Origin of the sequence: Plantactinospora sp. KBS50 (genome assembly GCF_002285795.1) — a bacterium.
In the GTDB taxonomy this organism is placed as follows: domain Bacteria; phylum Actinomycetota; class Actinomycetes; order Mycobacteriales; family Micromonosporaceae; genus KBS50.
In genome coordinates this window covers 4,069,712-4,092,201 of record NZ_CP022961.1, presented here as the reverse complement: position 1 = coordinate 4,092,201, position 22,490 = coordinate 4,069,712, and the positions used below count along the sequence as shown (strand labels likewise).

Genomic DNA, 22,490 nt, shown 5'->3' with positions numbered 1-22,490 from the left:
GAGGGTGTGACCATGATCGAGATCGTCCGTCCCGGCGACCGCCGGTACCGCGACCTGCGGGACGTCTACACGGCCACCGGCGCGCCGGCGATGGTGCTGCGGCCGGGCGACGCCGCCGAGGTGGCGGAGGCGCTGGACCGGGCGCTGGCCGCCGGCGGCGAGCTGTCGGTACGCAGCGGCGGGCACGGCATGAGCAGCGTCGCGACAAACGTCGGCGGCAGCGTCATCGACCTCGGCCGGCTCGCCGAGGTCGAACTGGTCGACCGGGCCGAGCGCCTGGTCCGGATCGGCCCGGGCGCCCGCTGGGGCGACGTCGCGGCGGCCCTGCGCCCGCACGGCCTGGTCATCGGCTCGGGCGACTCCGGCGACGTGGGGGTCGGCGGCCTCGCCACCACCGGCGGCCTCGGCCTGCTCGGCCGGGCGCACGGGCTCACCATCGACAATCTGGTCGCCGCCGAGATCGTCACGGCGGACGGCCGGATCCGCACCGTCGACGCCGGGCACGAGCCCGACCTGTTCTGGGCGGTACGCGGGGCCGGCGCCAACGTCGGCATCGTGACCTCGTTCGTGATCCGCGCACAGCGGGTGCCGGCGGTCGTCCAGGCCACCCTCCAGTACGAGGTCGGCGAGGTGGAGGCGTTCCTGCGGCGGTGGGGCGAGACGGTCGAGGCGGCGCCCCGGCAGGTTTCGGCCTTCCTCTACCTGATGGGCGGCGACGCCGCGCTGGCCATGATCGTGTACGCCGGGGACGACGCGGCGGCGGCGACGGCGGCGCTCGACCCGTTCGTCCGCATCGCCCCCCGGTACGGCCAGCACGCCGGCATCGTCCCGTACGCCGCCGTGGTGACCGCGACCCACGCGCCGCACCGCGGCCGGCAGGCCACCCGCGCGCACAGCGGCCTCGCCGTGCACCTGGACGAGGACGTCGCGGCCGGGATCGGCGCGCTGGTCCGGTCCGGGTTCGGGCAGTTCCTGCAGGTCCGGTCGGCCGGCGGGGCGATCAACGACGTCGCCGCGGACGCGAGCGCCTACGCCCACCGGCACCAGAACTTCTCCGTCACGGCCGTGACCGGCGATCGGTTTCCCGACTTCGACCGGGCGTGGAGCCGGGTGCACCCGATGCTGGACGGCCTCTACCTGAGCTTCGAGTCCGTGTTCTCGCCCGAGCGGCTCACCGACGCCTTCCCGGCGCCGACCCTGCGCCGGCTGCGCGAGATCAAGCAGCGGGTCGACCCGGGCAACGTCTTCCGGCAGAACTTCCCGGTGCTGGGTCCGGCCGGCGGCCCGGTCGACGCGGCGCCGCCGGTCACGCCTCGATGACCTCCCGGGCGTACAGCCGGAACTGCGCGGGCACCGTGCGGCCGGGCGGTCCCGCGGCGGCGTCGCCGCGGTACCAACTGTCCGCGTACGGCCGGCCGCTCCCGTCGTCGGTGAGCTGGTCCAGCACCGGCGGGCCGGCCGCCAGCCGGTCGGCGTAGTCGCGCAGCGACAGGAAGCGCATGGTCGCGAGCTTCAGGCCGCCCACGTGCACGGCCAGCGGGAGCAGCCCGGTGCCGGCGACCACGTCGTAGGCGGCGGCCCGGTCCCGCTCCACCCGCTCGGACCCGACGACGTGCGCCAGCAGGTCGACCGCCTCCGAGGGTGCCAGGCACGGCACGTCGATCCGGTCGGCGTGCGGCGGTACGGCCACCGGCCGGCGCGTGGTGACCAGGACGGCGCTGGTCCCCTCGGTGGGCAGCAGCGGTCCCAGGTCGTCGCCGTCGACGTGGTCGAAGATCAACAGGACCCGGCGCTGCCCCACCCAGCGCCGCCAGGCGCGCAGGTCCTGCTCCGGATCGCCGGTCGGCCGCCGTCCGCACCATTCGCAGAGCTGGGCCAGGATCTCCCGGGTGGGCCGCGGCCGGCCGTCGCCGTCGCGCATCCGGACCAGCAGGCGGCCGTCGGGATAGGCCCGCTCCGACTGGTGCGCCAGATGGACGGCCAGCGCGGTCTTGCCGATCCCGGCCGCACCGGCCAGCACGATCAGCGGCCGGGTGCGCCCGCGCAGCAACTCGGCGGCCTTCGCGAGCTGCTGGTCACGCCCGACGAAGTGCCCGGCCGGCGGGGGCAGCACGGCCGCCGCGGCGACGGCATGCCCGGTGGCCAGCCCGGCGGCGGTCGGCCCGGTGCCGGCCGGCGCGGCGCCGCGGTGGTGCCGTTCGGCGATCATCGCGTCGTACGCCTCCTGCAACGTCGGCGTCGGCGGCAGGCCGTACTCGGTGGCCAGCTGGCGGCGCACCTCCTCGAAGACCTGCAGGGCCTCGGTCTGCCGGCCGCAGCGGTACAGGGCGGTCATCTGGGCCGCGCGCAGCCGTTCCCGCTGCGGATACCGCTCGGCCAGCTCGCTCACGGTGTCGGCGACCACGGCGTTGTTGCCCAGCTCCAGTTCGAGTTCCGCCCAGTCCTCGAACGCCTGGAGCCGCCGGCCGATGAGCCGCTGGGCCTCGGCGGCCAGCACCGGCGAGCGGTGCAGGCCGGTGAACGGGGTGTCCCGCCAGAGCTTGAAGGCCTGCCGGAAGTGCTGCACCGCCGGCACGGTGGCGCCGCCGATCCGGGCGTTGCGTCCGGCCGTGATCAGCTCCCGGAAGTAGAGCGAGTCCAGCTCCTTGGCGGTGACGCGCAGGCGGTACCCGCCGTTCTCGTGCACCAGCCGGTCCGCCGCGCCGGCGCGCAGGTCGAGCAGCCGGCGCAGGTTGCTCACGTACACCTGGAGGTTCTTGCGGGCGCTGCGGGGTGGTTGGCCGTCCGCCCAGACGGCCTCGCTGAGGGTCTCCACCGGCACCGTGGTGTTGGGGCGGGCCAGCAGCGTGGCGACGGTCAGCCGTTGTTTGAACGGCCCGGCGTCCACCGGGCCGCCGGCGTGCATGGTGAGCGCGCCGAGGACCGAGAACCGTAGTTGTTTCACCCCACCAGCGTGACGCCGGATCCTGGACGGCGCGCTGGACCGCGCGCTGGACCGGCGCGCGCCGCGGCGGCCGCCGGCGGGCGCCAGGTGGCGGCCGGCGGGTGGCAGGTGGCGGCCGGCGGCGGCCGGCGGGCGCCAGGTGGCGGCCGGCGGGTGGCGCGCCGGCGGGTGGCGGGTGGCAGCTCAGCGGGGCAGGTGCGCGGGCAGGGCCAGGGCCAGCGCCGCGCTGCCGTCGAAGTACATCAGCCCGCGCGCCGCGAACTCCCCGAACGCGGCCTCGATCTGCGCGGCCGGCAGCCGGTCGCGCAGCCGCCCGTGCGCGGCGGCCACCCCGAGCGGCCGGTCGCTGGTGGCCACATAGAGATCGGCCAGCGGCCCCTCGAAGGTGTAGGTGCCCTCGGCGCCGGGATGCCGGCCGTCGTAGATCTGCACGAACCCGGGCGCCGACCAGTACCGCAGCACCGGCTCGGGCCGATCCTGCCAGGCGGCGTTCCAGTCGGCGACGGCCTTGCGCAGGCCGTCGTAGGTGGTGTCGGGCAGCGCGCCGGGAAGGTCGTACTCGAAGAAGTATGCGACCTTCGACAGGTCCACCGCCGCCGGATACACGTACCGGTAGCTCCGCTCGGGGGGCTTGCCGGGGGAGCGCGTGTACAGCGGGCTGAAGCGTTCGATCCAGAGCCGGCCGGCGTGCACCGGCGGCTGGAGGTGGACCAGGTGCGGCAGCAGCGCGGTCTGCTCGGCGTAGTCCTCCTCGGTCTCCCCGGGGAAGCCCCAGATGATGTTCCAGCCCACGTCGATGCCGTAGTGCCGGGCCCAGCGCAGCAGGTTGATGTTCTGCGCCGCCCGCACACCCTTGTCCATCAGGGTGAGCACGTGGGTGCTGAGCGACTCGATTCCGGGTTGGACGGCGGTCACCCCGGCGTGCGCCAGCGTCCGGATCTGTTCCCGGCTGAGGTTGGCCTTGACCTCGTAGAACAGCTCGAAGTCGGTCTCCTGTTCGACGAGCGCGGGAAAGAGGGTCCGCAGGTAGGCCATGTCGGCGATGTTGTCGACGGCCTCGAACCGGAAGCTGCGGTAGCGGCGGGCCTGTGCGGTCAGCTCGTCGGCGACCCGGCCGGCGGACTTGGCCCGGAACTGCATGGTGGAGCCGTTGAGGCCGCAGAACGTGCAGTGGTGCTTGGCGCCCCACCAGCAGCCGCGGGCCGACTCGAACGGGATCCGCACCGAGGTCGGCCCGGCGGCGGGCAGCAGTTCGAGCTGCCGCCCCCGGATGAAGAACTCGTCGTAGTCGGGGATGGGCGACTCGTCGAGGCGGGTCAGCGGCGGCTCGGGCGGGGTGACCACGAGCCGGCCGTCCTGGTGGCAGGCGGTGCCGGGGATGCCGGCCACCGGCGTACCGGCGCTGAGCGCGTGCATGATCCGCGGCAGGGCCACGTCCCCCTCGCCCACCACGCCGATGTCCACCCAGTCGACGGCGCGGACCCACTCGGGTCCCATCTCGCCGTCGAAGTTGGCACCCCCGAAGACCGTGACGATGCCCGGATGGCGCTCCCTGATCCGGCGCGCCAGCGCGAACGAGGCGTTGTTCTGCTGGAACGTCGAGCTGAACCCGACCACCCTGACCTGGTCCCAGGACCGGGCGGCGAGCAGGCCGTCGAGGTAGGCCGGCACGACCTCGTCGCGGATCTGCCGCAGCCGGCGCCGCCAGTCGGCTTCCTCGTGCGGGTTGCCGAAGTCCGGCGCGAAGTCCTCGACCATCCGGCCGTCCGGGTCGGGCGCCTCGGCGCCGAACGCGGCCACCGAGAACAGCCACTCGGCCACCATCCGGCTGCGCCGGGCGCCCAGCCGCTGATACTCCGGCAGGCCGAGCGCGGCCGCGAAGTCGAGGTTGGCGTGCAGGGTGTGTGCCGGGAACCCCTCGTCCCGCAGGATGGCCGCGAGCAGCCCCAACTGGATCGACGGGCGGTCGACGTCCATGAAGGGCATGGTGACCAGGACCACCGGCCATTCGGCCCGGCGGTCGGGGTCGGCCCGCGGCCACGTCCGGCGGGTCGGGCCGGGCAGTGGCAGCGGCAGCGGGGTTCCCGGCGGCACGTCAGTCTCCGTCAACCACGATGGCCGACCCGTGGTCGCTGTCCAGATCGATCGCGCCCGGGCTGAACGCCGCCTCGAACTGCTCGCTGACCGAGGCGGGCTGCGCCTCGGCGGCCGTGGCGGCGAGCGTCGCACCGAAGACGGTGCCGACGGCGAGACCACCCAGGGCGGCGAGGCCGGCGGCCCGCCGGGTGCGCTTGCCGGGTGTTTCGGAGTTGGACATCAAGGTTCCCCTTCTGTACCGGAGGATGGCTGCGGACCGTCGAGACGGTCACGCATCTGCTCGGCCAGCGGATGGCCGATGTGCTGGAGGACGTCGCGCGCCTGGCGCCACAACGCGCGCGCGGCACGGGGATCGTCCAGGGCGGCCTGGATGTCGCCGAGGCGCAGCAGCGTCGTGGCGACCTCGTACTGGTCGCCGAGGCCGCGCCAGATCGCCAGCGCCTGCTCGTAGCAGGCCATCGCCTTGTCGTGCTCACCCAGGCGGTGATGGGCGTAGCCCAGCGCGTCCCAGCTGTCCGCCCGGCTGGGCGAGTCACCCAGTTCCCGGTGCAGGTCCAGCGACCGGTAGCTGTAGTGCAGCGCGCGCTCGTGCAGGCCCAACCGGCTGTGGCACCAGCCGACCCGGTTCAGCGCGTCGGCCTCGCCGTGCCGGTCCTGGGCGGTCTCGAACAGCCGCAGCGACAGCTCGGCGCGGGCCAGCGCCGCCTCGTACTGCTCCTGCCGTTCCAGCACCCGGCTGTACTCCAGGTACAGCCGGGCCTGCGCGGCCACGTCGCCGAGCTGCTCGAACAGCTCCAGCGCGTGCTTGGTGTGCGTCTCGGCCTCCGCGAGCCGGCCGTGCTGCAACTCGGCCAGGCTGAGCAGCCGGTGGGTCAGCGCCTCCCCGGCGGTGTCGGACAGTTCCCGGCAGGCGGTCAGCGCCACGCCCAGGGCGGCCTTCCACTCGAACCACTTGCCCTGGTAGTTCAGGAAGGCGGTGATCGTCCAGGCGAGCCGGGACGCGTGCTGGGAGAAGCCCAGGGACTGCGCCTGGACGACCGCGTTCAGCAGCGCCGGATACTCGGCCATCAGCCAGATCAGCGCCTCGGCCGGCTCGTGGAACTCGCCGAGCACCGCGGCCGGCGCGGTGGCGTCGAGCGCGATGGGCCGCCGGTACGGGTAGAGCGTCCGGTTCGCCCGAGCGGCCGTGTGCAGGTAGTGGTCCAGCAGCCGGCGCTTCGCGGCGTCCCGGTCGGCGTCGCTGTCCAGCGCGAGCGCCAGCTCGTTGGCGTACGCCCGCAGCAGGTCGTGGGTGCAGAACCGGCCCGGCAGCTGCTCCTCGATCAGGTGCGCGCCGGACAGCTCGCTCAGCAGGCGGCGGGCGGTGCCCTCGGGCAGCCCGGCGAGGCTGGCCGCGGCGGCGAGCGTGGCGTCCGGACCGGCGTGCAGCCCGAGCATCCGGAACAGCCGGGCCGCCTCCGGGCTGAGCCGCTGGTAGGACCAGGACAGCACGGCCCGCGCGTCGGTCGCGACGCTGTCCCCGACGAAGGCGTCCAGGCGGCCGTCGGCCTGCCGCAGTTCCTCGGCGACGGCGTCCAGCCCGTGCTCCGGGTAGACCGCCGCGCGGGCCGACACGATCGCCAGCGCGAGCGGCAGCCGGGCGCAGGCCGCGACGATCGCCTCGACCGCCTCGGGCGTGGCCGTGACCCGGGCGGCGCCCACCCGCCGGCTGAGGAACTCCCGCGCCTCGTCCGCGTCGAACAGGTCCACGGTCACCGCCACCGCGCCCGCGGTGACCAGGTCGGCCAGCCTCCGGCGGCTGGTCACCACGACCGCACAGCCGGCGCCGCCGGGCAGCAGCGGCCGGATCTGCTCGGCGTCGCGGGCGTTGTCCAGCACCACCAGCACCCGGCGGCCGGCCAGGACGCTGCGGTAGAGCCCGGCCTGCTCATCCAGCCCGGTCGGGATCTGCTCGGCCGGCACCCCGTAGGCGTGCAGGAAGCCGCGCAGCGCCTCGCCCGGCTCCACCGGGGAGCTGTGCTGGTCGAAGCCGCGCAGGTTGACGTAGAGCTGGCCGTCCGGGAACCGCTGGCTGGCCCGGTGCGCCCAGTGCACGGCCAGCGACGTCTTCCCGACGCCCGCGGTGCCGGTCACCGTGGCGATCGCGGTGGCGGTGGCGGCCGGCGCGAGCAGCAGCTCGTCGAGCCGGCGCAGTTGCGCGTGCCGGCCGGTGAAGTCGGCCATCCCGTGCGGAAGCTGGGCGGGCGCGGTCACCCGGCGCGCCGCCCGGGCCGGTGCCGCCGGTTCGGCCCGGCCCGCCGGGTCCGCCGGTTCGACCCGACCCGCCGGGTCGCCCGGGTCCGCCGGGTCCGCCGGCCAGAGCGGCGACGGCGGCGGCGCGGACCAGGGCGGTTCGGCCGGCGGCGCGGACCAGGGCGGCGCCGCGGCCGGTGCGCCGGCGGCCCCGGCCGGCGGCGCGTCGTCCCGCAACAGCCGCTGGTGTACGGCCTCCAGCTCGGCCGTGGGCTGCACCCCGAGTTCCTCGCGCAGGAACCGGTGGGTGTCCCGGAAGACGGCGAGCGCCTCGGCCCGGCGCCCGCTGCGGTGCAGCGCCTGCATCAGCAGCCCGCGCAGCCGTTCGCGCAGCGGGTGCTCGGTGACCAGCCGGCGCAACTCGGTGACCAGGTCGTCGTCGGTGCCCAGGGCCAGGTCGATCTCGATCCGCTCCTCCAGCGCCGCGACCCGGCGTTCGGCCAGCCGGTCCCGTTCGGCGTCGATGAGCGGGCTGCTCAGCCCGTCGAGGAAGGGGCCGCGCCACAGCCGCAGCGCGCCGTGCAGGGCGGCGCCGGCCGCGGCCCGGTCACCGGCGGCCCGGGCCGCGCGGGCGCGGGCCAGCCGCAGGTCGAACTGGCGCAAATCCAGGTGCTCGTCCGCCAGGTTGAGCCGGTAGCCCGCGGCGCTCCAGGTGAGCAGCGGCGAGCGGCTGCGGGACGGCCGGGCCGGATCCAGCCGGCGGCGCAGCCCGGACACGTGCTTCTGCACCAGGTTCACGGCGTACACCGGCGGCCGTGGCCCCCAGACCGCCTCGATCATCTGCTCCCGCCCGATCGGCTGGCCGGTGGACATGGCCAGCACGCCGAGGACCACACGTTGCTGCACCGGGCCGAGGTCGACCTCCTCCTCGCCCAGCCGCGCCCGTAGCGGTCCGAGTACCTCCAGCCGTAGCGTCACATCTTTGTGGTCAGTCACGGGCGCCTCGTGCGAACCATGCGGAAAGGTCCTCCTCCGCCTACCTTCCGTAGCGGAGTATAGGAGGCCGGATCGATCAATCCGATGGCCCGAACGTGGCGGACTGGTGGTCGTTAATAGGACGTCAATCGGCAGATGGATGGCGTGCACGGTGCAGCGCGACCGCATGGTCAGAACACCAGAACCGTGGTGCCGTGCTGGAGCAGTCGGTCGGCGCAGTGCCACTGCACGGCGCGGGCCAGCACCCGACGCTCCACATCGGCCCCGAGCCGGACCAGGGCCGCCGTGTCGTCGCGGTGCGAGGCCCGCACGACGTCCTGCTCGATGATCGGGCCCTCGTCGAGGTCTTCGGTGACGTAGTGCGCCGTGGCACCGACCAGCTTCACCCCGCGGGCACGGGCGCGCTCGTACGGCGCGGCCCCGGGGAACGAGGGCAGGAAGGAGTGATGGATGTTGATCACCGGCACGCCGATCTTGTCGAGCAGCGCACCACTGAGGATCTGCATGTAGCGGGCCAGGACGACCAGGTCGCAGCGGCCTTCGAGCAGGTCGGCCAGGGCGCCCTCGGCGGCGGCCCGGCCGCCCGGCGGGGTCGGCACGTGCGCGAACGGCACGCCGAACCACTCGACCACCGACCGTAGTTCCGGGTGGTTGGCGACCACCAGGACGATGTCGGCCTCCAGTTCGTCCCGCCGCCACCGCCACAGCAGGTCGACCAGGCAGTGGTCGGTCCTGGACGCCAGCACGGCGATCCGCTTGCGCCGGCGGGGATCGGTGATGCGCCAGGTCATCCCGTACCGGGCGGCGACCGTGAGGCCGAAGGACTCGACCAGTTCGCCGCGGCGCTCGTCGGGCAGCACGAACTCCATCCGCAGGAAGAACGTCCCGCCCGCGGGGTCCGAGGTGTACTGGTCGGAGCCGACGATGTTGGCGCCCCGGTCGCCGAGGAACTGGGATATCGCGGCGATGATGCCCGGCCGGTCCGGACAGGAGACCAGCAGGCGCAGCGGGGTGGCGGTGGACGGCACGCGGATCTCCCGTCAGATCAGCAGGTCGGAGTGACCGGCGTGGCTGGGCGCGGGGCCGGTCGCCCCGCGCAGCACCGCGAGCACCGGTTCGGGGTCGCTGCGCAGGTAGAAGTGGCCGCCGTCGGCCCAGCACCGCCGCACGGGGTGGACGGTCTCGGCGGACCAGGCCGCCAGCCGGTCGGCCGTGACGTGGTCGTCGCCGGCGCCGTTGATCACCGTGATCGGCACCGGCAACGGCTCGGCGGGCCGGTAGCGGTAGCCGGCGACCAGCCGGAAGTCGGCCTGCACCGGCGGCAGCAGGAAGTCGTGCAGTTCCTCGACCGCCACCACCTCGGGCGGGAGGCCGCCGAAGGCGGCCACCGCCCGGACGAACTCGCGGCCCTCCAGCGCCGCGGTGCGCACGACCCGCGGCGAGGGCATCAGGCGCGGCGCCGCCGCGCCGGAGGCGACCAGCCGCCGCAGCCGCGGGTGCCCGCGCAGCCGCCGCGCCACCTCGAACGCGGTGAGCGCGCCGAGGCTGTGTCCGAACAGGACGAACGGTACGTCGGCGTCCGCGCCGATGGCGGCGGCGGCCCCGTCGGCGTACGCCTCGATGGTGGCCGGCGCCGGCTCGGCGTACCGGTGCGCCCGTCCCGGCATCGTCACGGCGACCACCGTGGCGGCCGTGCCGAGGGCGTCCTGCCAGCGCAGGTAGTCCTGGGCGTTGCCGCCGGCGTGCGGGAAGCAGTAGACCCGGGCGGCGCCGCCGTCCGCGCCGTCGGCGGTGCGGAACCAGTCGGCGGCGCTCACGCGGCGCTCCCCGGGGTGACGGCGGCCGTGATCGCCGCGGCGACCGCGCCGACCGCCGGTGGCCGCAGGCAGTCGTAGTGGCCACCGGTCACCGTGAGGGTCCGGGCGCCGGGCCGCAGCATCCGGCTCCAGTTGGGGATCGAGTCGAGCGAGCCGCCGGCCCGCACGAGCACGGCCGGCGCGTCGAGCCCGGTGCCCGGCCGGTAGCCGGCCAGCGCGGTGGTGTGCGCCGCGAACACCTCGTGCCGGCGGCCCAGTTCGGCGGCCAGCATGGCCCGGTCGTCGGGCTCGGGTGCGAGCCGGGCGGCGAGCCGGTCCAACTGGGCGGCCACCGGCAGGTCGGCCGCCGCGTCCGGCTCCAGGCCGACGCCGCGCAGGGCGTCGGCCACGAACAGCGCCGCCAGCCCCGCGGCCGAGTCGGCGTAGCGGGGGACCGTCAGGTACGGCGCGTCCACGAGCACGATCAGCGCCACCTGGCCGCCGCCGGCGACCAGCCGCAGCGCCGTCTCGTAGGCCAGCACCCCACCCATCGACCAGCCGACCAGCCGGTACGGCCCCGGATCGGCGGCCCGGATCAGCTCGGCGTACCGCGCGGCAAGCGCGGCGAGGTCGGCGCAGGGCGTCGTCCCGGGCCGCAGCCCGGCCGCCTCGATGCCGGACAGGGCCACGGTCCCGTCCAACTCGCGGGCCAGTGCGGCGTACTCGTGCACCGATCCGCTCACCGGGTGCAGCGCGAACGCCGGTAGGCCGGCGCGGCCCAGCGGCACGACCGGGTTCGCGGCGGCCGGGGCGGCCGGCCGCCGGCCGTTGCGGAGCCGCGCGGCAAGCGCGCTCCGTTGGCTGTCGGTCAACATGGCGTCTCCCTGCGAGACAGGGCCGGCCCGGCGGGTGGGCGCCGGGCCGGCCGGGGTGGTCAGGCCAGTGCGGCGTCCAGGCCGTCCGCGCCCACTTCGACGTCCTCAAGTCCGAACTTCTCCCGCAGCAGCACGGTGAGCTGGGCGGGTGTCGGGGCCAGGAAGACCGCGGTGACATCGGCGTCCACGGCCAGGTCGGTCCGCAGCCGGGTGATCAGCCGCATCGCCTGCAGCGAGTTGCCGCCCAGGTCGAAGAAGCTGTCCTGCACACCGACCCGCTCCAGACCCAGCAGGGTCGCGTACATGTCGGTGACCACGGTCTCGATCAGCGTGCGCGGCACGACGAAGGTGTCCGCGCCCTCGCCGACCTCCGGTTCGGGCAGCGCCGACCGGTCGATCTTGCCGCTGGCGTTCAGCGGGAACGCGTCCAGCAGCAGCAGGTGCACCGGGACCATGTAGGCGGGCAACCGCTGGCTCAGGTGCTGGCGCAGGTCGGCCACGCTCACCCCCGGCCCGTCCGGGACCAGCCGGGCGTACCCGACCAGCTGCTTCTCGCCGGACGGGTCGTCCCGGACCACGACCGCGGACTGCGCCACCGCCTCGTGGGCGGTCATCGCCGTCTCGATCTCGCCCAGCTCCACCCGCAGGCCACGGATCTTGATCTGCCCGTCGATCCGCCCCAGGAACACGATGTTGCCGTCCGGGCGGCGCCGGACCAGGTCGCCGGTGCGGTACATCCGGGCGTCCGGGTCGTCCACGAACGGGTCGTCGACGAACTTCTCGGCGGTCAGGTCGGGCCGGTTCAGGTAGCCGCGCGCCACCCCGGGGCCGCCCAGGTGCAGTTCGCCGGCCACCCCGACCGGCACCGGCCGCAGGTTGCGGTCCAGCACGTACGCCCGGTAGTTGGGCTTGGGCATCCCGATCGGCGGCGGCGTGATGTCGTCCGGCTGCAACTCCATCATGGTCGCGCCGATGGTGACCTCGGTCGGGCCGTACCCGTTGCACAGCCGCAGCCCCGGCCGCAGCCAGGAGCGGACCAGCTCGCTGGACAGCTCCTCGCCGGCCGAGATGAGCACCCGCTGGTCGGGCAGCGGCTCGCCGGTGATCAGGTTCAGCACCGCCGGCGGCAGGCACGCGAAGGTGATGCGCTGCGCCCGCATCAGCTCGGCCAGCCGGGGCGGCGACATCAGCGTCTCCCGGGAGCCGAAGACGGCCGTACCGCCGGAGCCGATGGCCAGGAACATGTCCATGACCGAGACGTCGAAGTTCAGCGAGGCGAACTGGAGGAACCGGTCGTGCTCGTCCAGCGGCCAGTGCGCCACCATGCCCTGAACGAAGTTCACCACCTGCCGGTGCTCGACGATCACGCCCTTGGGCCGGCCGGTCGAACCGGAGGTGTAGATCACGTAGGCGGCGGTGGCCGGGTCGATCGGCAGGTCCAGGTTGTCGCCGTCGGCACCGCCACCGTCTGTGCCGGTGCCGGTGCCGGTGCCGGTGCCGGTGTTGCCGGTGGTGGCGCCGGTGGTGGTGTTGCCGGTGGCCACCGCGCCGTCGGCCCAGTCGCGCACCGGGACCACGGCGGTCGGCCCGAGGTCGGGCAGCCCGGGATCGCTCAACACCACCCGCACGTCGGCGTCCTCGATCATGAACTCCAGCCGGTCGGCCGGGTAGTCCGGATCCAGCGGCACCCAGGCGCCACCGGCCTTCAGGATGGCCAGGATGCCGGTCAGCCGCTCCAGCGAGGGGCGCATGTGCACGCCGACCAGGGACTCCGGGCCGACGCCGAGCGCCCGCAGCCGCCGCGCGGCCCGGTTCGCCGCCGCGTTCAACTCGGCGTAGCTGAGGCTGGCGCCGTCCAGCACCGCCGCCTCGGCGTCCGGTACCCGGCGCACCTGCTCCTCCACCAGACCGTGCAGCAGCGCCGAGGGGAACTCGGCGGTGTTGGAGTTCCACCCGACCAGCTCGTTGTGCAGGTCCGCGGCGGTCATCACGGGCAACTGCGAGAGCCGGCAATCCGGGTCCGCCACGATCCCGCGCATCAGCTCGCGCAGGCTGGTCAGCAGCCGCTCGGCGGTGGCGGCGTCGAACAGCGCGGTCGCGTACGCCACGTCCACCGTCAAATCGTCGTGCGCCTGCATGAAGAAGTTCAGGTCGAACTTGGCGGTCGGCGCGTCGATCGCCGCCACGGAGATCCGCAGCCCGGCGGCCTCGTGCGGCTGCGGCGGATCCTCGTTGATGGTGAAGCCGATCTGGAACAGCGGTGCCCGGCTGGCGTCGCGCTCCACCTTCAGCGCCTCCACCAGCTTGGGGAAGGGCAGGTCCTGGTGGGCGTACGCGGCCAGGGTGGTCTCCTTGACCCGGGCCAGCAGTTCGGTGAACGTCGGGTCGCCGGAGGTGTCGGTGCGTACCGGCAGGGTGTTGACCAGATAGCCGATCAGCGGTGCCAGCTCGGGCCGGCTGCGGTTGGCGCTGGCCGTGCCGACCACGATGTCGTCCTGCCCGCTGTAGCGGTGCAGCAGCACCTGGAGGGCGGCCAGCAGGGTCACGAAGATCGTGGTGCCCTCGCGCCGGCTCAACGCCCGCAGCCCGGCCAGCACGTCGGCGCCCATCGGGGCGCGCGCCACCGCGCCGTCGAAGGACTGCAACACCGGGCGGGGGCGGTCGGTCGGCATCTGGACGGACTCGACACCGCGCAGGTTCCCGGTCCAGTAGGCGATCATCTCCTCGACCGCGCCGCCGTCCAGCCGGCCGCGTTCCCACAGGGCGTAGTCGGCGAACTGGATCGGCATCCCGGCCAGCTCGGCCGGCTCCCCGGTGACCTCGGCGGTGTAGCAGGCCGCCAGCTCCCGCACGCAGATCGCGAACGACCAGCCGTCGAAGACGCTGTGGTGCACGTTGAGGTGCAGCGCATGCCGGCGCTGCGTCATCCGGACCAGCCTGCTGCGGTAGAGCGGCCCCTTCGCCAGGTCGAACGGGAGCAGGCCGAACTCGACCGCCTCGGCCTCGAAGGCGGTGTCCCGCTGCGCCGCCGGCATCCCGGACAGGTCCCGCACCGCCCAGACGGTCGGCGGCGGGGGCGCGTCGATGACCTGCACCGGGCGGCCGTCCACGCTGTCCAGGCGGGTACGCAGGATCTCGTGCCGGGCGATCAGCGTGTCGAAGGCGCGGCCGAGGGCGTCCACGTCGAGGTCGCCGTCGAGCCACAGGGTGCCGGCGATGTTGTAGGTGGGCAGCCCGGGGGCGAACTGGTCGATGAACCAGAGCTGCTCCTGGCCCGAGGAGAGGGGCAGCTCGGTCAGGCTCGGGTCTCGCCGGGGAATGCCGGCCACGCCGCGACCCTGGCGCAGGCGGGCGGCCAGGGCCGCGCGTTGGGTGTCGGACAACATGACGTTCCTCCAGAGGGTCAGGCCTTGGCCGCCGGGGTGGCCGCCGGAGCGGGGGAGACGGGGGCGATCAGCGGGTCGTCGGGGCCGCTCGGGATGGACGGCAGCCGGAACACCGGGGAGAAGAAGGTCCACAGGATCGGCGTGGTCAGCAGGATCACCGTGATCACCATGGCCGGCCGCAGGCCGAGGTACTCGCCGAGGGTGCCGCCCAGCAGCGCCCCCAGCGGGATGGTGCCGAACAGCACCATCCGGTAGCTGGCGTTCATCCGGGCCAGCAGCCGGTTCGGCGTGACGACCTGGCGCAGCGAGACCGTGTTGACGTTGTAGACCACCAGCATGAACCCGGCGACGCCGAACGCGGCGGTCAGCACGGTGAGCGAGGCCAGGTCGCCGCCGCGGGCGAACAGGAAGGCCAGCGGCGCCAGCCCGGCGACGGTGGTGGCCAGCCGCAGCGACCGGCCGAACCCGATGGTCCGGGTGACGCGGGCCGACAGCAGGCCGCCGGCCAACGCGCCGAGCGAGCCGATACCCAGCACCAGCCCGAGCTGGGAGGCGCTGAGGCCGAGCGTCCGGACGGTGTAGACGACGAAGACGGTGAGCATGGCGTTCTGGGCGAGGTTGAAGGTCGCCGACTGGGTCAGCAGGTTGCGCAGCACGGCGTTGCCGAAGACCGCGTGCAGCCCCTCGGCGATCGAGGCGCGGATGCCCGGCCGGTCCTGCGCGCTCTGCGGCTCCGGCTCCTGCACCCTGAGCGACATCAGCATCGCCACGCTCACCGCGTAGGACAGCGCGTCAAGCGCCAGCGCCCGCGGTGCGCCCAGCGCCGCGACCAGGAAACCGCCGATGCTCGGCCCGGCGATCATCGCGAGCGAGAACGAGGTCTGGATCCGGCCGTTGGCATCGGGCAGTTGCGCCCGCTGCACCACGTTGGGCACGAAGGACAGCGAGCCGACGTCGAACAGCACGGTCAGGGTGCCCAGCGCCAGCGCGACGGCCCACAACGCCCACAGGTGCAGCCCGTTCACCGCCGCCAGCAGCGGGACGATGCCGATCACCACGAAGCGTCCGATGTTGCTGCCGATCAGCACCGGCAGCCGGCGCCGCCGGTCCAGCCAGATCCCGGCGAACAGCGAGACCACCACGATGGGCACGTAGCGCATCGCGTTGAGCACGCCCACCTCGAACGCGGACGCGCCGAGGGTGATGACGGCGACCAGCGGGAGGGCGAACCGGGTCACCTCCGTGCCGATCAGGGAGATGGTCTCCCCGATCCAGAACTTGCGGAACTCCGGGTTGCGCAGGGCACCCGGAACGGCCTCGGCCATGGTGGATCTCCGCTTCGCTAGGACGACAGGACGCAGTCGAGACCCCGACCGCGCAGGAAGGTCAGGAAGTCCGCCGCGCCGGCCGGGTCGGGCAGCGCCCGGTGCAGCCCGGCCGGCGCGGCGCCGGCGAGGATCTGCGTGCCGGCGTGGGCCAGCGGCACCGAGACCGCCCGCGCCATCGCCGTCTCCCGGTCGTCGCCGGTGACGTCGAGCAGGTAGCGGCCGTGCCAGGCGCGCTCGGCGGTGGTGACGCCGAGTTCGACCGCCAGCACCACCCGGTCGTGGTCGCCGGGGCGCATCGGGTGGCGCTGCGCCAGGTCGGCGGCGAGCGCGTCGAGCTGTTCCGGCGTACCGTCGCGGACCACCGTGAACACGTCGGCCCAGGCGTCCCGCCAGCCGGCCAGCCGCAGGGTGCCCCGGACGAACGTGCGGGGCCGCCAGCCGGCCGGCAGGTCGTACTGGCCGACGAACGGCGTGCTGTCGCGGTTGGGGTAGACCTCGAAGGGTTCGCCGTGCAGGACGTACCCGGTGGTGGCCTCCCACGGGCGGTCGGTGTCGACGACCCGGCCCTGCTGGATCGCGCGGGCCGGGGTGCGCAGCGCGGACAGCACCCCCGGGGCGCCCAGGAGAACCGGTAGCGGAAGTCGTTCGGCTCCGCCGGCAGCCCGCCGCAGTAGGACGTGAAGTCGACGGTCGCCGGGCCGTCGCCGACCGCCTTGCGGGCCAGCGCGACCAGGTCGTGAGCCAGCAGGTGGTCGATGCCCGGGTCCAGGCCGGCCTCGGTGACCACGACGGTCCCGGCCCGCCGGGCGGGTTCGTCGGCCGCGGCCAGCTCGCCGGAGGTGTAGCTGCTACAGGCGAAGTGGGCGCGCCGTTGCAGGCACATCCCGAGCAGGCCGGCGTGCTGGTCGGCCGGGAGCATCGAGACCACCAGGTCACCGGGGCGGACGGCGGCGGCCAGCTCGGCCAGCGCGCCGACCCCGATCCGGTCGGACAGGCCGAGCTGGCGCAGTCGGGCCTCGGCCCGGCCGCTGTCGCGGGCCCAGAGGGTGACCCGGCCGGCCGCGTCGGCCAGGTCGGCCAGCCCGCTGCCGGTGGAGAGGCCGGCGCCGGCCCAGTGCACGGTTCCGGTGGCGGGAAGGGGCTCAGGCATCGCGGGTGCTCCGTTCGAGGGCGTCGCGGAAGTGCGTGGCCGCGCGCTGCCACACCGGGTCGTCCCGGTCGATCCGGGCCAACAGCGGGGTCAGCTGCGCGGAGAAGGCGGTGCTGGCGGCCAGCGGCAGCAACGAGGGCAGGTTGTCGATGGCGATCAGGTCCAGCGGGTGCTCCGGACCGCGCAGCCGGACCACCGGCTGCGGCCAGGACGTCACCCGCTCGTAGATGGGCAGCGTGTTGCAGTCGCCCGTGACGTCGCAGGACACGTCGCAGATCAGCGAGAGCCGGCGGTCGGCGTCGATGTCCACGTGCGTGACGAACGGCTTCTGCGGGGTGCGGACGAAGACGGCGTTGATCAGGATGTCGTGCCCGAGCAGGGCGACCTTGTCCAGGTCCCGGGTCTCGTCGATGTCCCAGCAGGTCGGGTCGACACCGCTGACGGCCAGCGCGTCCCGGGCGCCGCGGCCGCACCGGCCGTTGGCGCCGATCACCAGCACCCGCGGCTGCCGCTCGCCGGGCCCGGGCGCGAGCGCGGCGTCCAGCTCCGGGCGCGCGTACGGGTGCAGCGGCGGGGTCAGGCGGCCCCGGAACCGCAGCATCGCCAGCGCCGCGCCGACGTAGCCGGCCCAGTAGCCGAAGGTGGCCAGCCGCCGGCCGGACCCGTCGGTGAGGTACTCGGCGTCCAGCAGGGTGCCGCCGCCGGTCCGGAAGCGGTGCAGCAGCTCGGCGGCGCCCTCCTGGTTCTTGTACGCGTGTCCGAAGTAGACGTGCCGGTGCCGCAGCCTCGGCGGCAGCACCGGCAACTCCTTGAGCCCCACCACCACGGCGTCCTCCGGCGCGTCGAACCAGCCGGTCGCCGGCGCGATCCGGCAGCCCACCTCGCGGTACCGCTCGATCTCGAAGATCCGCTGCGGCGACTCCTCGACGGTGACCGTGGCGCCGTCCCGGATCAGCCGACCGGCGTCCTCCGGCGTGATCGCGGCACGCCGTTCGGTCTGCCGCGTCTCGTGACGTAACCAGAAGTGGGGCAAGGCGGGCTCCTTCCGCGCTTGGTGGGCTACAGCGCGGGGATTCGCGCGTTGGCCAGGGTCAGGTAGCTCACGCCGTCGAGCCCGGCCGGGTCGAACCCGCCGCCCAGCAGCGTGTCGACCACGGCCGCCGCGATGGCGGTGGCGAGGTCGCGGCCCGGGCAGGCGTGCGGCCCGGCGCCGAAGGTGAACACCGCGGGCTCGGCGCGGTCGGTGCGGAACCGCTCGGGCGACTCGTTCGCGGCCGGGTCCCGGTTCGCCGCCGCCAGCAGCACCAGGACGGCGTCGCCGGGGGCCAGCGTCGCGCCGGCCACCGGCACCGGTTCGGCGACGAACCGCCGGGTGTTCTGGATCGGCGCGTCGTGCCGGGCCACCTCGCGGACCACGGCCCGCACCGCCGCCGCGTCCCGGCGGGGCAGGTCGGGACGCCGGCCGTACGCGACGAGCGTGTTGCCGATCAGCCCGGCGGTGGCGTCGAACGTCTGGGACAGCAGGCCGAGGCCGTTGGCCGCGACGGCGGCCGGTTCGGCGTCCGGGCCGGCCGCCCGGACCAGATCGGCCAGCAGCCCGCTGCCGCGCCCGGACAGCGCCGGGCCGAGCAACTCGCGCAGCGCCGCCGCCGCCATGGCGGCCCGGGCCTGCTGCTGCGGCGTGGCGGTCGCCGGGATGCACTGGACGAAGTCGCCGATCAGCACGCCCGCCTCGTCGGCGGCCGGGTCGTCCAGGCCGCAGAGCACCGCCACCACCTGCGCCGGCACCGAGAACAGCTGGTCGCGCAGCGGTGCCTGGCGCTTGACCAGGTGCGCGCTGCGCTCCGCGGCCAGCGCCGCCGCCCGGTCGGCGTCCACGGCGCCCAGCGCGGTGACCACGGCTTGCTTGAGCCGCCGCTGCGGATCCCCGTCGGTCATCCGGACCAGCCGGCCGAACACCTCGCCGGCCGCGGTGCCGACGATGCCCGCGGGCACCGGCTCGGCCGGCGGGCGGACCCGCAGCGCCGGCTCGGTCAGCACGGCCCGCACCGCGGCCGCGTCGGCGGCCACCCACGCGCGCAGGGTCTCGTCAAAGCCGAACGGCCGCTCGGCGACGAGGCTGGCGTAGTACGGGTACGGGTCGGCCGCGGTCACGGCGGTGATCGGGGTCAGGTCGGTCATCGTGGGTCCTCTCCGGCGTCGAAAACGGCGCCGCATCTCTCGGCGCGTCGTCCGTCCAACGAGCCGGCGATGACGTCGCGCAGGACCTCGGACGTACCTTCGTAGATGCGAAGCGATCGGACCTGACGGTAGAGCCGCTCGGGAACGCTGTCGGCGACCAGCCCCGCGGCGCCGAACAGTTGGACGCATTCGTCCACGATGGCCTGGGCGGTCTCGGTGGCGTGCAGCTTGGCCACGGCCGAGTGCCGGGCGTGGCCGGCGCCCCGGTCCACCTCCCAGGCGGCCCTGGTCACCAGCAGCGTGGCGGCGCTCAGCTGGACGTCGAGGTCGGCCAGCCGGGACCGGACGGTGGCCAGGTTGGACAGCCGGTCGCCGTAGATCCGCCGGCCGCGGGCGTGCCGCAGCGCCTCGTGCAGCGCCCGCCGGGCGAAACCGACCGCGGCGGCGCCGACGGTCAGCCGGAACCGGTCCAGCACCTCCAGCGCGACCGGCAGGCCCAGCCCGGGGCGGCCCAGCCGGGCGTCGGCCCCCACCCGCACCCCGCGCAGGTGCAGGTGGCCGAAGGCGCGCGGCGCGATGAAGCCGACCGGTTCGGTGGCCAGGCCGACGGCGTCCCCGGGCACCAGGAACATGCTCAGGCCCAGCGCGCCCGGTCCCTCGCCGGTACGCGCCAGCACGGCGTACACGTCGGCCGTGCCGGCGTTGGCGATCCACGCCTTCGTGCCGGTCAGCCGGTAGCCGTCGCCGTCGCGTACCGCCTCGGTCGCCACCGCGGCCAGGTCGGAGCCGGCCCCGGGTTCGGAGACCGCGAAGGCGCCCTGGAGCACCCCGGCGGCCATCCCCGGCAGGTACCGCCCGCGCTGCTCGTCGGTGCCCTGGCGCAGCAGCGCCGTCGCGGTCAGCGCCTGGATGGAGTACGCGTAGTCGGCCAGGTCGTCGGCGTACGCGAGGGCCTCGCGGGCCAGGCACACCGAGCGCAGGTCCCCGGCGCCGGCGCCGGCGCCGTTGCCATGCCCGTTGCCGTTGCCATGCCCGTTGCCGTTGCCGTTGCCGTCGGCGGCGCGGTCGCCATCGGTGTCGGTGTCGGTGTCGGCGGACCGGGCCGGGTCGGCGAAGGACAGCAGCCCGGCCTGGCCGAGGGCGCGCAGGACGGTCCGGGTGTGCTCGGCCGCCGGTCCGGGCAGCGGACGCCGCCACCAGCCGGCGTGCCGGGTGGTGAACTCGGTGACCGCCGTCGCGGTGCGCGCGTGCCGCGGCTCGTAGAACGGCAGTTGCAGGTGCGCCGGGTCGAGTCCGGCCAGCGGCACCCGGGTCGGGGTCGAGGTGGCGGCGGGCATCAGATCGTGACCTCGGCGCTGGCGGCCGGCGCGGTGACGCTGCGGACCAGGGTGTGCTCCACGAAGTAGGCGAACGAGGCGTAGCCGCGCCAGATCCGCCGCCAGTCCGCGGCGACCGCCGCCGGGCCGACCGTGCGGCCGACCTCGTCGAGATAGCCGACGATGATGTCCGCGGACTGCCGGGCGTGCCCGGCCGAGAAGTTGTCGATGGACAGGTGCGCCTCCTCGTACCCGGCGTCGAAGCCGTGGTGCCGGAGCTTCTGCATCTCGTGCAGGCGCATCTCGCCGAGGCCGAACATCTCGATGCCCAGGTTGTAGCCGAGGATCTCCGGATAGCAGGAGTCCGGGAAGAGCGACAGGCAGAGCTGGTGGATCGCGAAGCCGTAGAGGTGGTCGGGCAGTTCGCCCTGGTCCAGGAAGGCGGTGTCCCGGATGTGCGGCAGCTCGATGTCCATGCTGCGCAGCACCTGCACGATGAGCGTGATGTGGTTCTTGCGGATGTCGCCGCGGCCCATCTCGTCGGCGTAGATGGAGGCCAGCATGCCGTCACTGACCCGCTGGTAGCGCCCGACGTTGCCGATCCGGTGCGCCCAGGCGCCGTCGATGAGGCTGCCCAGCGCGAACGTCTTCTGCCCGAACACCACCTCGTCCCGGTCGGGGATCTCGGTCAGCGGCCGGTACGGCTGCACCAGCTTGTCCCAGTAGATCCGCTCGACCCGCTCCAGCAGCGCCGCCGGGGTGTAGTCCAGCCAGCTCGCGTCGGTGAACCGCCCGTCGGCGCCGAAGGTGAACAGCACCTCGGCCGCGTCCAGGCCGAGCTGCGCCCGCCGGCGGGCCAGCGGCAGCGTGTTCGGGTACGCCTCGATGTTCACCAGCCGGTGGAACAGCTCGCGGTCATCGGCCGGGTCGGCGGCGGCGTACCGGATGTCGGCCGGCGCGGACCCGGCCAGCCGGGCGCGCCAGCCCTCGGCGGCCTCGTCGCCCAGTTGGTTCACCGGCGGGTCGGCGTCCGGCAGGGTGCCGGCCGCGGCGGCCTGCGCCCAGGCCCGGAAGACCGCCGCCTCCTGCTCGTCGAAGATGCCGAACATGGGGCCGCCGAACTTGATGGCCCGCAGGAACCGGCCGTCACCGCCGCGGATCGCCTTGAGCTGGCGGGAGTTGCGGAACGTGCGCACGAACGCCGGTACGTCCAGGGCCGGATCGCTGAGCACGTCGGCCAGCCGCTGACCGGCCACCCGGACCTCGCCGTGCTGCCGGCCCGCGTACGGCGCGTGCCGCTGGATTATCTCCGTGACCTTCCCCTCCAGCGGCAGCTCGGCGTACCAGCGCGCGGTCTGTTCGAGCAGCTCGACGTGTTCCCGCTCCAGGGCGGTGACCAGTTCGGCCGCGGCGCCCGCCCGGCGCCGCTCGGCCGGCCCGGCCAGGTCCAGGTACTCGGCCAGCACGCCGAGCAGGTCCGCCTCGGCCAGCCGCGGCGGCACCGCCAGCAGCTCGTCGTCCACCCCGAGCAGGTGCCAGGCGACGTGCGCGCCCACGATCTCCGGCAGGAAGCTGGCGGACAGCCGGGACAGCGAGAGCTGGAACAGCCCGTGCAGCGCGGTCAGGTCCCGGGTCCGGGCCTGGGTGAAGAAGTCGACCCCGTCGATCGGCGGCAGGTAGACGCCGGCCTGTTCCAGCGCGTGCCGGCGCAGGTGGTGCGCGCAGCGCTGCGGCTGCCCGGCGCCCTGCACCGCGAAGTGCTGCGCGAACAGCCGGTTGACGATGACCGCCGGCTGGGTCGCCGGCTGCGACAGGGTGTCCAGCCAGCAGCCGCCGAGCAGCGCCAGGGCCGCCCGCTGGCGCAGCACCGGGACGCGTACCTCCGGGTCGGTCAGCCCGGCCAGGGCGCGTACCCGCGCGCGCAGATCGGTGCGGGCCGCCACCAGGCGCTCGGCCAGCGTGCCGGGGTCGCCGGGCGCGGGCGGCGGTTCGAGGAACCCCGCCACCACGCGCCGGGCGGCCAGCAGGCCGACCTGCGTCTCCTGGTCGCGCAGCAACCGGTGCAGCGCCACCGTGGGCCGTTCGGCCAGCAGCGCGGCGGCCGGCGCGGCGGCCGACGGGTCGAATTCGAAGGTGGTCGCCGGCAGGGCGGCGGTCTGGTCCGGCAGGACGAAAGCAGGCACGTGTTC

General features: G+C 74.6%; 14 protein-coding genes and 1 pseudogene. 1 reads left to right on the top strand and 14 read right to left on the bottom strand.

From position 1 onward, the window contains the following. Positions 1 to 12: 12 nt before the first annotated feature. A complete protein-coding gene (locus tag CIK06_RS17765) occupies positions 13 to 1,320 on the top strand; it encodes an FAD-binding oxidoreductase (RefSeq protein ID WP_095567935.1) in 1,308 nt (435 codons plus the stop codon). Here the strand turns inward: CIK06_RS17765 and CIK06_RS17760 are convergent. The 14 genes and pseudogenes from CIK06_RS17760 to CIK06_RS17695 all read right to left on the bottom strand — a co-directional run bounded on the left by CIK06_RS17760 (position 1,307) and on the right by CIK06_RS17695 (position 22,484). Next, entirely contained in the window at positions 1,307 to 2,944 is a 1,638-nt protein-coding gene (locus CIK06_RS17760; protein ID WP_095565776.1) for an AfsR/SARP family transcriptional regulator, read from the bottom strand. The two genes, CIK06_RS17765 and CIK06_RS17760, sit on opposite strands and share 14 nt — an antisense overlap. 183 nt (positions 2,945 to 3,127) lie before the next feature. Next, positions 3,128 to 5,038, bottom strand: coding sequence for a RiPP maturation radical SAM C-methyltransferase (locus CIK06_RS17755; RefSeq protein ID WP_232533694.1), 1,911 nt, complete (start codon positions 5,036 to 5,038; stop codon positions 3,128 to 3,130). Between the two features lies 1 nt (position 5,039). Beyond that, complete coding sequence (locus tag CIK06_RS17750) at positions 5,040 to 5,261, bottom strand: hypothetical protein (protein ID WP_095565775.1); 222 nt, start codon at positions 5,259 to 5,261, stop codon at positions 5,040 to 5,042. Beyond that, positions 5,261 to 8,269: a BTAD domain-containing putative transcriptional regulator gene (locus CIK06_RS17745; protein ID WP_198347917.1), complete on the bottom strand. Its 3,009-nt coding sequence runs from the start codon at positions 8,267 to 8,269 to the stop codon at positions 5,261 to 5,263. The genes CIK06_RS17750 and CIK06_RS17745 overlap by 1 nt, the downstream gene beginning before the upstream one ends. Before the next feature lie 170 nt (positions 8,270 to 8,439). Then, the gene (purU, locus tag CIK06_RS17740) at positions 8,440 to 9,297 is read right to left on the bottom strand and encodes a formyltetrahydrofolate deformylase (RefSeq protein ID WP_095565773.1); all 858 of its coding nucleotides are present in this window, start codon (positions 9,295 to 9,297) and stop codon (positions 8,440 to 8,442) included. Between the two features lie 12 nt (positions 9,298 to 9,309). Continuing rightward, positions 9,310 to 10,086: a thioesterase II family protein gene (locus CIK06_RS17735; RefSeq protein WP_095565772.1), complete on the bottom strand. Its 777-nt coding sequence runs from the start codon at positions 10,084 to 10,086 to the stop codon at positions 9,310 to 9,312. Continuing rightward, positions 10,083 to 10,940, bottom strand: coding sequence for a thioesterase domain-containing protein (locus tag CIK06_RS17730; RefSeq protein WP_095565771.1), 858 nt, complete (start codon positions 10,938 to 10,940; stop codon positions 10,083 to 10,085). The genes CIK06_RS17735 and CIK06_RS17730 overlap by 4 nt, the downstream gene beginning before the upstream one ends. A gap of 59 nt (positions 10,941 to 10,999) precedes the next feature. After that, on the bottom strand, positions 11,000 to 14,326 hold the full coding sequence (locus tag CIK06_RS17725) for a non-ribosomal peptide synthetase (RefSeq protein ID WP_095565770.1): 3,327 nt from the start codon (positions 14,324 to 14,326) through the stop codon (positions 11,000 to 11,002). A gap of 17 nt (positions 14,327 to 14,343) precedes the next feature. After that, positions 14,344 to 15,651: an MFS transporter gene (locus CIK06_RS17720; protein WP_095565769.1), complete on the bottom strand. Its 1,308-nt coding sequence runs from the start codon at positions 15,649 to 15,651 to the stop codon at positions 14,344 to 14,346. A gap of 17 nt (positions 15,652 to 15,668) precedes the next feature. Next, positions 15,669 to 16,804 (bottom strand): annotated as a pseudogene (locus CIK06_RS17715) (saccharopine dehydrogenase C-terminal domain-containing protein). Next, positions 16,797 to 17,837, bottom strand: a complete 1,041-nt coding sequence (locus tag CIK06_RS17710) for a saccharopine dehydrogenase (RefSeq protein ID WP_095565768.1) — start codon at positions 17,835 to 17,837, stop codon at positions 16,797 to 16,799. The pseudogene CIK06_RS17715 and the gene CIK06_RS17710 overlap by 8 nt, the downstream one beginning before the upstream one ends. A 26-nt stretch (positions 17,838 to 17,863) precedes the next feature. After that, positions 17,864 to 18,985, bottom strand: a complete 1,122-nt coding sequence (locus CIK06_RS17705; protein ID WP_095565767.1) for a cytochrome P450 — start codon at positions 18,983 to 18,985, stop codon at positions 17,864 to 17,866. Next, on the bottom strand, positions 18,982 to 20,322 hold the full coding sequence (locus CIK06_RS17700; protein WP_095565766.1) for an acyl-CoA dehydrogenase family protein: 1,341 nt from the start codon (positions 20,320 to 20,322) through the stop codon (positions 18,982 to 18,984). Before CIK06_RS17700 ends, CIK06_RS17705 begins: the two co-directional genes overlap by 4 nt. Beyond that, a complete protein-coding gene (locus CIK06_RS17695; protein ID WP_198347915.1) occupies positions 20,322 to 22,484 on the bottom strand; it encodes an iron-containing redox enzyme family protein in 2,163 nt (720 codons plus the stop codon). Before CIK06_RS17695 ends, CIK06_RS17700 begins: the two co-directional genes overlap by 1 nt. Between the last annotated feature and the right edge of the window lie 6 nt (positions 22,485 to 22,490).

What these genes read in the sequence shown, in the direction of transcription:
- CIK06_RS17700 (WP_095565766.1), bottom strand. Translation starts at nt 20,322, where the DNA reads ATGCCCGCCGCCACCTCGACCCCGACCCGGGTGCCGCTGGCCGGACTC.
- CIK06_RS17705 (WP_095565767.1), bottom strand. Translation starts at nt 18,985, where the DNA reads ATGACCGACCTGACCCCGATCACCGCCGTGACCGCGGCCGACCCGTAC.
- CIK06_RS17730 (WP_095565771.1), bottom strand. Translation starts at nt 10,940, where the DNA reads ATGTTGACCGACAGCCAACGGAGCGCGCTTGCCGCGCGGCTCCGCAAC.
- CIK06_RS17765 (WP_095567935.1), top strand. Translation starts at nt 13, where the DNA reads ATGATCGAGATCGTCCGTCCCGGCGACCGCCGGTACCGCGACCTGCGG.
- CIK06_RS17720 (WP_095565769.1), bottom strand. Translation starts at nt 15,651, where the DNA reads ATGGCCGAGGCCGTTCCGGGTGCCCTGCGCAACCCGGAGTTCCGCAAG.
- CIK06_RS17750 (WP_095565775.1), bottom strand. Translation starts at nt 5,261, where the DNA reads ATGTCCAACTCCGAAACACCCGGCAAGCGCACCCGGCGGGCCGCCGGC.
- CIK06_RS17725 (WP_095565770.1), bottom strand. Translation starts at nt 14,326, where the DNA reads ATGTTGTCCGACACCCAACGCGCGGCCCTGGCCGCCCGCCTGCGCCAG.